The sequence below is a fragment of the Pseudomonas zeae genome (genome assembly GCF_014268485.2).
Taxonomy (GTDB): Bacteria; Pseudomonadota; Gammaproteobacteria; order Pseudomonadales; family Pseudomonadaceae; genus Aquipseudomonas; species Aquipseudomonas neuropathica.
Map to the genome: position 1 here is coordinate 5318225 of NZ_CP077090.1, position 8347 is coordinate 5326571.

Below are 8347 nucleotides of genomic sequence, written 5' to 3' on the forward strand. Positions count from 1 at the left end.
CTCCTACGGATACCTGCACGTCATAGATCGAAGGTGAAGCGAGTGCACGCGAAACGTCTGACAGTTTGAATCAGGCCGAAGCCGGCAACGGCTGAAAACTGAAATAACGCTGCAACGCCTGCACCAGCTGCCCAAATTCCGGCGGGGCGCGTTGCAGGACGAAGCCGGCGTCGTAGTGCAGCGGCGTGGCGTCTTCATGGCACCACACGCAGCACGCGGTGAAGTCGATCACCTGTTGGCAGCCATCGCTGGCGGGGATTTTCAGGCGTAACTGAAAGTCCACGCCGACCATCATGGGCAATTGGCTGATGAGCATCAGCCCGTCTTCGGAGAGGTTGCCGAGAAAACCGATGGGCTTGTCGGTGACGCTGTTGAACACTCTGAGGAAATACGGCAACTGATGCCGTTCAATCCGTTCGGTAAACATGCGCAGTTCGCCATGCAAGGCTCCGTCACAGAGCCGCACCTTGCTTCGGAACGTGCCTGCATCGCAGGCTCGCTCTCCCCGCTTCCGGTGTGACGGTCGCTACGTCGCCGTCACCTTACAACTGCCAGTCGCAGGTGTTGCTCCGGGTTCAGAACGCGGTGCCGAATCCGGGTTATTCGACTATAGCTCAGCTTGTACACACGGCCAGATTTTGTATGACAACTGTCATCAGAAACGGGTCGGGCGCACCACGGCAGCGGCACTGCGCGTCGGGTAATGGCCCAGGCTCTGCAAGGTTTCCAGACGTGCACGGGCGCGATAGGCGTATTCGCTGTTCGGGTACGAGGCGATGATGAACTGATAGGTCTGCGCCGCGTCGACAAACATTTTCTGCCGTTCCAAGCACTGGCCGCGCATCATCGACACTTCCGGCCACACGTAAGGGCGGGCACGGCTGGCGCGTTCGACCTTGGACAGTTCGAGCATGACCTGCTCGCAGTTGCCACGATCGTAGGCGCTGTAGGCGTTGTTCAAATGGTGGTTCATCGACCAACGGGTGCAGCCCGAAACGGCGAGGACGCTGAGGGCAAGGGCGGCAATGGGCAACAATCGCATGGGGGTTCTCCTGTCTTGTGCTCTGTATCGACCCGCGACTGGAAATCTTCAATGCCGCCTTGCACGCTGCAGCGAATCGAGTCGTCAGGAGTCAACGGCATCGTTGTGCGGCGCGGACAGCTCGGACGCGAGATGGATTGTGACGACGGGTGAACGTGGCGAGACTTCTCCGTTGGGTGCAACCTCGACAACGTAGAATCCGAACTGCCGCAGGTCTATCAAATTCGACCAGTCGCCACCAGGGCCAACAGCTTGATTGAAAAGCGGACTCAAAGAATCCTTGGTGCTGTAAGCGCGCACGGTACTGCCAGGAGTAGCGGTCCCCTTCACGACAAACCTTGCACCTGGTCTATCCCCATTTTGCGGTGAAGTAATCACTGGTGGCTCGAGTGCTTCAGATGCGTCTTTTTTTACGGTCATGTCGGCAGCCTCTTCACCTCGCCAACCATTGGCGAGATGCGATTTTTTATACCGACAGGAAAACCGGGTGACACCTGTAAGAAATACCAGTTCCGATGAACGGTGTATTGCCTGGAACGTCGAATTGAAAAACGCTGCGTTCAATAAAGAAAACGATAAGTAGTGCAAACGAACAATGACTACACCCTTCGAGCATAGTAGCCTTCGCTAGCGCTTGAACTCAGGAGTCTTTGCATGTCCGTCCGTCGTACCAAAATCGTCGCTACCCTTGGCCCGGCCAGTAACTCGCCGGAAGTTCTCGAACAGCTGATTCTGGCTGGTCTGGACGTTGCCCGTCTGAACTTCTCCCACGGCACCCCCGACGAGCACAAGGCTCGCGCGAAGCTGGTGCGTGACCTCGCCGCCAAGCACGGCCGTTTCGTCGCCCTGCTCGGCGACCTGCAAGGCCCGAAAATCCGTATCGCCAAATTCGCCAACAAGAAGATCGAGCTGAAGATCGGTGACAAGTTCACCTTCTCCACCAGCCATCCGTTGACCGAAGGCAACCAGCAAGTGGTCGGCATCGACTACCCGGATCTGGTCAAGGACTGCGGCGTGGGTGACGAGCTGCTGCTCGACGACGGCCGCGTGGTAATGCGCGTGGATACCGCCACCGCAACAGAATTGCATTGCACCGTGACCATCGGCGGCCCGCTGTCCGACCACAAAGGCATCAACCGTCGCGGTGGCGGTCTGACCGCGCCGGCCCTGACTGAAAAAGACAAGGCCGACATCAAGCTCGCTGCAGAAATGGAGGTCGACTACCTCGCGGTGTCCTTCCCGCGTGACGCTGCCGACATGGAATACGCCCGTCAACTGCGCGACGAAGCCGGCGGCACTGCCTGGCTGGTGGCGAAGATCGAACGCGCTGAAGCCGTAGCGGACGACGAAACCCTCGACGGCCTGATCAAGGCATCCGACGCGGTGATGGTTGCCCGTGGTGACCTCGGTGTGGAAATCGGCGACGCCGAACTGGTCGGCATTCAGAAGAAAATCATTCTGCACGCACGCCGCCACAACAAGGCGGTGATCGTCGCGACCCAGATGATGGAGTCGATGATCCAGAATCCGATGCCGACCCGCGCTGAAGTGTCCGACGTAGCCAACGCCGTACTCGACTACACCGACGCCGTGATGCTGTCCGCGGAATCCGCCGCTGGTCTGTACCCGCTGGAAGCCGTGCAGGCAATGGCGCGCATCTGCGTCGGCGCCGAGAAGCACCCGACCGGCAAGACCTCCAGCCACCGTATCGGCAAGGAATTCAGCCGTTGCGACGAAAGCATCGCGCTGGCGACCATGTACACCGCCAACCACTTCCCGGGCGTCAAAGCGATCATCGCTCTGACCGAAAGTGGCTTCACTCCGCTGATCATGTCGCGTATCCGCTCCTCGGTGCCGATCTACGCCTTCACCCCGCACCGCGAAGCCCAGGCCCGCGCGGCAATGTTCCGTGGCGTGTACACCATTCCGTTCGATCCGGCTTCGCTGGAACCGCACGAAGTCAGCCAGAAGGCCATCGACGAGCTGACCAAACGCGGCGTTGTGGAAAAAGGCGACTGGGTCATCCTGACCAAGGGCGACAGCTACCACACCACTGGCGGCACCAACGGCATGAAGATCCTGCACGTGGGCGACCCGCAGGTCTGAGTGACGCGCTGAAAAACAAGAGCCCCGGCATGTGAGTGCCGGGGCTTTTTGTTGTCTGCGTTGAATCGAAAGCCCCTCACCCTAGCCCTCTCCCAGAGGGAGAGGGAACCGATTGAGAGATATTGCAGAATTGCACCGACCTGATAGCTCTGCGCTGAATCCGACCGTTTCTTTCAAGTCGATGTATGGCGCATTACACCTCGGTCGTCTCCCTCTCGCTGGGGTGAGGGTTGGCTTTTTAATGCCGTTTGATAAACCCGGTCAACGCCACCATTGCTTCTGGCGAACGAAGGCGCTGGGTGAACAATGCGCCCTCCTCCTCGATCACCTTACGAATCAACTCGCGATCCGGCGCTCGCATCAATTGCTTGCTGATACGCACCGCTTCGGCCGGCAGTTCATCGAAACGCAGCGCCATTTCCCGCGCCTTGCTTAGCGCCGCAGCGCCGCTACCCAATGCTTCGGTCGCAATCCCCCACTGCGCCGCCTGTTCACCGCTGAAGCCTTCGCCCAGTAACAACAACTCTGCCGCTTTGGCCTGCCCAAGCAGACGTGGAAGGATCAGGCTGGAGCCGAACTCCGGGCACAAACCCAGGTTGACGAATGGCATACGCAACCGCGCATCGCGGGCCACATAAACCAGATCGCAGTGCAGCAACAATGTGGTGCCAATGCCCACCGCCGCGCCGGCCACCGCGGCGATCACCGGTTTGCGGCACTCAAGCAGGTTAAGCATGAAGTGAAACACCGGGCTGTCGAGGTCACTCGGTGGTTGCTGGATGAAGTCAGCGATGTCGTTGCCGGCCGTGAAGCACTCGGCGCTGCCGGCAATCAGCACGGCGTTGATCGCCGGGTCGCCATCGGCCTGTTTCAGCGCCTCGGCGAGGCGGCTGTACATGGCGCGGGTCAGGGCGTTTTTCTTGTCCGGGCGGTTCAAGCGCAGGGTCAGCAAACCGCGTTCGCGTTCCAGCAGGATGGCTTCGGTCATGATGTGTCTCGCGTCTGAAATATCAGCGCTCAACCACGGGACAGGAACACGTCAGCCAGTAGTTGATTGCGCGGCAATCCGGCCAGGTACAGACGCCGCGCGAAGGCGTCTACGCTGGCCGTCGAGCCGCAGACTAAGGCCAGGGTTTGCCGGGAGACAAGGCGCAGTTGCGCCAAAGCGGCGGCTGACTCGGCCGCCGTCCAAAGCTCGACACTGAGGTTTTCCCGCTGCGCAGCCAGTGCCGCCAGGGGTTTGGCCAGATAGTGCTCGCGATCGTCATGAGCCACGTGAATGACACGGATCAGGCCCTGGTGATCCTGGCGCAAGGCTTCGCGCAGCACGCCGAACAAAGGGCCCAGACCGGTGCCAGCGGCCAGCAGCCACACGGGGCGACTGTGCCAGTCGGGATCGTAATGCAAAGCACCGCCGCGCAGTTCACCGAGACGGATCGGATCGCCGATCTGCAATTTTCGTGCGGCATCGCTGAATTCACCAGGCTGGCGGCAATCGAGATGGAATTCGAGAAAGCGGTCTTCTTCCGGCAGACTCGCCAGCGAATACGGCCGCGCAATGTGCCCGATCCACAACACCAGATGTTGCCCGGCGCTGTAGCGCAACGGCCGTTGCGGGGTCAGACGCAAGCGCAGGACGCTGTCGCTGAGCCAGTCCAGCGCTTCGACCACTGCCGGGCGACCATCGGTGATCGGGTCGAAGGTGTGCACCTGCAAGTCTTCGACGACCTGACACTGACACGCCAGGCGCCAGCCTTGCTGACGCTGTTCGGCACTCAAGGCGTCCGGCCGATTGTCGGCAGGCAGGCCTTGCACGCATTGCACCAGACAGGCATGGCAACTGCCGGCGCGGCAGCTGTAAGGCACGGCGACGCCATTCTGATTGAGGGCATCGAGCAGATTGCAGCCCGCGGCCACTGACCATTGTCGTTCACCGACGCGAAGTTCAGGCATCGACGTTCTCCCACGCGGCCGCACAACGATTGCGCCCGTCACGCTTGGCCCGATACAAGGCCTGATCGGCGCGCTGCAAGGCGTCGTCCAGATCATCGCCCAACGCCAACAGCGTCATGCCGGCCGACAGGCTGAGGTTGCGCACATTCAGGCCGACCAGTTCAACGTCAGTAAAGGCAATACGCAGACGTTCACAGCAAGCAGTCAGCCGTTCGGCGTCGCAATCGGGCAACAACACAACGAATTCCTCACCACCATAACGCGCCAGCACATCGCCGTCGCGCAGACACGCCTGGGCAACGCCGGCGAAGGCCTGCAACACCTGATCGCCGGCGGCATGGCCGTGCAGGTCGTTGATGCGTTTGAAATGATCGAGGTCGATCAGCGCCAGACCGTGCACGACATCGTCGTCCATTTCATTCAGCTCTCGCGTAGCCAGACGCAGGAAATGCCGACGATTGAACAACCCGGTCAATTCATCGGTGGCGACCAGATCTTCCAGTTGGCGCATCATCCCGCGCAGAGTGTCCTGATGCGCCTGCAAGGCAAACCGGCGCTGACGCTGGCGTTGCCGCGAAACCTGGACGAAGCGCGCATAAAGCACCAGCCACGCCAGCACCATTGCCAGAATGCACACCTGCAAAGCGGCAAGCGCCGGCTCGCGCAAGCGGAAGTTGTAACCGTCCCACAGCGTGATGGCACAGAAACTGAAGAACACCAGCAATGCGCAGCGGATGAACGCCCGTCGACTGAGATGGAACAGGCCGAACAGCAGGATCAGCACGTAGAACACCAGAAAGGCGCCGCGGGCTTCATCCAGATGGGCGATCAGCCAGGTCTGCCAGCCGAGACCGATCAACACCTGCGCTTCGGTCAGGCTGGGATCGGCAAAGCGCAGGTTGCGCCCACTCCAGAACAGTGCGAACAGCACCGACTGGCTGATCACCACCAGCGCACTGCCGACGGTCACAGAAGTCAGGGATTGCTCGTAATGCCCCGTGAAAAACGCCAGCCACAGCAGCAGCAAAGCCAATCCATAGGTGGCCGCAGCGAGGGCAAAGCGTTTGAGCAAAAGACGTTGAATGGCGTTATGGGTCAATCGTTGACTCACCGTGCGATAAGAGGCTGACCGAGTGTCCTACTCTACAGACCGGCTGCCACTTTAGAGGCGTAGTCGATAAATGACCACCGATTTTCGGGCTCGAAATTTGACGTCAAAAGTGTGGCCTGCGTATACCGCCAAAAGCCCCTCACCCTAGCCCTCTCCCAGAGGGAGAGGGGACTGACCGAGTCGATTGTTGGCGATACGCCGACCTGAAATACCGAGTCGAACTCAGATTTGAACAGCACTAACATCGCCCCCCCTTTCCCGAGTCGAACTCAGGTTTGAACAGCATGAAGATCGGCTCCCTTTCCCCCTCGCCCCCTTGGGGGAGAGGGCTGGGGTGAGGGGGTAGCTCTTGAAGTGCACACCCGCTGTCCGATATTCGCCACCCATGCGACCAACGAATGATTGCCGGCGCGTGTACGCCCCACCGAGGCGCGTTATACTGCCGCGCCTTTTTAGCGTCGCGCCAGCAGCCCCGGCGTGCCTTGAAAGGTGCTTGCGACCGACCGATGCACCCAAGCCGCAGGCACCTTATTGAATGTTCCCGTCTTTTAGAGGAGCGCGACTCATGACCGTGATCAAGCAAGACGACCTGATTCAGAGCGTTGCCGACGCCCTGCAGTTCATTTCCTATTACCACCCCGTGGATTTCATCCAGGCGATGCACGAAGCCTACCTGCGCGAAGAATCGCCAGCGGCCCGTGACTCGATGGCGCAGATCCTGATCAACTCGCGCATGTGCGCCACCGGCCACCGCCCGATCTGCCAGGACACCGGTATCGTCACCGTGTTCGTGCGCGTCGGCATGGACGTGCGTTGGGATGGCGCCACCATGGGCCTGGACGACATGATCAACGAAGGCGTACGTCGCGCCTACAACCTGCCGGAAAACGTCCTGCGTGCCTCGATCCTCGCCGACCCGGCGGGCGCTCGGAAAAACACCAAGGACAACACCCCGGCCGTGATTCACTACTCCATCGTCCCGGGCAACACCGTGGAAGTCGACGTGGCGGCCAAGGGCGGCGGTTCCGAGAACAAGTCGAAAATGGCCATGCTCAACCCGTCCGACTCGATCGTTGACTGGGTACTGAAGACCGTTCCGACCATGGGCGCCGGCTGGTGCCCACCGGGCATGCTCGGCATCGGCATCGGCGGCACCGCCGAGAAAGCTGCGGTCATGGCCAAGGAAGTGTTGATGGAATCCATCGACATCCACGAACTGAAGGCCCGTGGCCCACAGAACCGCATCGAAGAAATGCGTCTGGAGCTGTTCGAGAAGGTCAACCAGTTGGGCATCGGCGCCCAGGGCCTCGGTGGCCTGACCACCGTGCTCGACGTGAAGATCATGGACTACCCGACCCACGCAGCCTCGCTGCCGGTGTGCATGATCCCCAACTGCGCCGCCACCCGTCACGCACACTTCGTGCTCGACGGCTCCGGCCCGGCATCGCTGGAAGCGCCACCGCTGGACGCCTACCCGGAAATCGTCTGGGAAGCCGGTCCGTCGGCTCGCCGTGTCAACCTCGACACCCTGACCCCGGAAGACGTGCAGAGCTGGAAGCCGGGCGAAACCGTCCTGCTCAACGGCAAAATGCTCACCGGTCGCGACGCCGCGCACAAGCGCATGGTCGAGATGCTCAACAAGGGTGAAACCCTGCCGGTCGATCTGAAAGGTCGCTTCATCTACTACGTTGGCCCGGTTGATCCGGTCGGTGACGAAGTGGTTGGTCCGGCTGGTCCGACCACCGCGACGCGGATGGACAAGTTCACCCGGCAGATCCTCGAGCAGACCGGCCTGTTGGGCATGATCGGTAAATCCGAGCGCGGCCCGACCGCCATCGAAGCGATCAAGGACAACAAAGCCGTGTACCTGATGGCCGTTGGCGGCGCTGCTTACCTGGTGGCTCAGGCGATCAAGAAGTCGAAAGTGCTGGCGTTCGCCGAACTGGGCATGGAAGCGATCTACGAGTTCGAGGTCAAGGACATGCCGGTCACCGTTGCGGTGGACAGCAAGGGTGAGTCGGTGCACATCACCGGCCCTGCGATCTGGCAACAGAAGATCAGCGAAAGCCTGGCGGTAGAAGTGCAGTAAGCGCTTCGCCTCCATTAAAACGGCCGGTTCATCCCATGGATGATCC

General features: G+C 60.6%; 8 protein-coding genes. 2 read left to right on the plus strand and 6 right to left on the minus strand.

All coding sequences use genetic code 11. From position 1 onward, the window contains the following. Positions 1-70 precede the first annotated feature (70 nt). From HU754_RS23470 to HU754_RS23480, 3 genes are all read right to left on the minus strand, one after another. Positions 71-427 (minus strand): PilZ domain-containing protein, encoded by a 357-nt coding sequence (locus HU754_RS23470; protein ID WP_093430706.1) that lies wholly within the window; start codon positions 425-427, stop codon positions 71-73. A gap of 228 nt (positions 428-655) precedes the next feature. Continuing rightward, a complete protein-coding gene (locus tag HU754_RS23475) occupies positions 656-1042 on the minus strand; it encodes a tetratricopeptide repeat protein (RefSeq protein WP_093430516.1) in 387 nt (128 codons plus the stop codon). Positions 1043-1126: 84 nt separating this feature from the next. After that, positions 1127-1606 carry a hypothetical protein gene (locus HU754_RS23480; RefSeq protein WP_186623828.1) on the minus strand — a complete coding sequence of 160 codons (480 nt, stop codon included), beginning with the start codon at positions 1604-1606 and terminating at the stop codon, positions 1127-1129. 90 nt (positions 1607-1696) lie between these two features. Here HU754_RS23480 and pyk point away from each other — a divergent pair, with 90 nt between their 5' ends. Beyond that, a complete protein-coding gene (gene pyk / locus HU754_RS23485) occupies positions 1697-3148 on the plus strand; it encodes a pyruvate kinase (RefSeq protein ID WP_093430517.1) in 1452 nt (483 codons plus the stop codon). A gap of 238 nt (positions 3149-3386) precedes the next feature. On the opposite strand, the gene HU754_RS23490 is transcribed toward pyk, so the two are convergent. Genes HU754_RS23490 through HU754_RS23500 form a run of 3 tightly spaced genes read right to left on the minus strand, consistent with a single transcriptional unit; the run spans position 3387 to position 6200 of the window. Continuing rightward, positions 3387-4136: an enoyl-CoA hydratase-related protein gene (locus HU754_RS23490; RefSeq protein WP_186623827.1), complete on the minus strand. Its 750-nt coding sequence runs from the start codon at positions 4134-4136 to the stop codon at positions 3387-3389. Positions 4137-4165: 29 nt separating this feature from the next. Next, positions 4166-5101: an iron-sulfur-binding ferredoxin reductase gene (locus tag HU754_RS23495; protein ID WP_093430519.1), complete on the minus strand. Its 936-nt coding sequence runs from the start codon at positions 5099-5101 to the stop codon at positions 4166-4168. Further along, positions 5094-6200: a GGDEF domain-containing protein gene (locus HU754_RS23500; protein WP_186623826.1), complete on the minus strand. Its 1107-nt coding sequence runs from the start codon at positions 6198-6200 to the stop codon at positions 5094-5096. The genes HU754_RS23495 and HU754_RS23500 overlap by 8 nt, the downstream gene beginning before the upstream one ends. A gap of 577 nt (positions 6201-6777) precedes the next feature. On the opposite strand from HU754_RS23500, the gene HU754_RS23505 reads away from it, so the two are divergent. Further along, positions 6778-8301 carry a fumarate hydratase gene (locus HU754_RS23505; protein WP_007916251.1) on the plus strand — a complete coding sequence of 508 codons (1524 nt, stop codon included), beginning with the start codon at positions 6778-6780 and terminating at the stop codon, positions 8299-8301. Positions 8302-8347 lie beyond the last annotated feature (46 nt).

Excerpts from the sequence above, each read along its gene's own strand:
- pyk (WP_093430517.1), top strand. The coding sequence starts at position 1,697 with ATGTCCGTCCGTCGTACCAAAATCGTCGCTACCCTTGGCCCGGCCAGT.
- HU754_RS23505 (WP_007916251.1), top strand. The coding sequence starts at position 6,778 with ATGACCGTGATCAAGCAAGACGACCTGATTCAGAGCGTTGCCGACGCC.
- HU754_RS23475 (WP_093430516.1), bottom strand. The coding sequence starts at position 1,042 with ATGCGATTGTTGCCCATTGCCGCCCTTGCCCTCAGCGTCCTCGCCGTT.
- HU754_RS23470 (WP_093430706.1), bottom strand. The coding sequence starts at position 427 with ATGTTTACCGAACGGATTGAACGGCATCAGTTGCCGTATTTCCTCAGA.
- HU754_RS23490 (WP_186623827.1), bottom strand. The coding sequence starts at position 4,136 with ATGACCGAAGCCATCCTGCTGGAACGCGAACGCGGTTTGCTGACCCTG.
- HU754_RS23495 (WP_093430519.1), bottom strand. The coding sequence starts at position 5,101 with ATGCCTGAACTTCGCGTCGGTGAACGACAATGGTCAGTGGCCGCGGGC.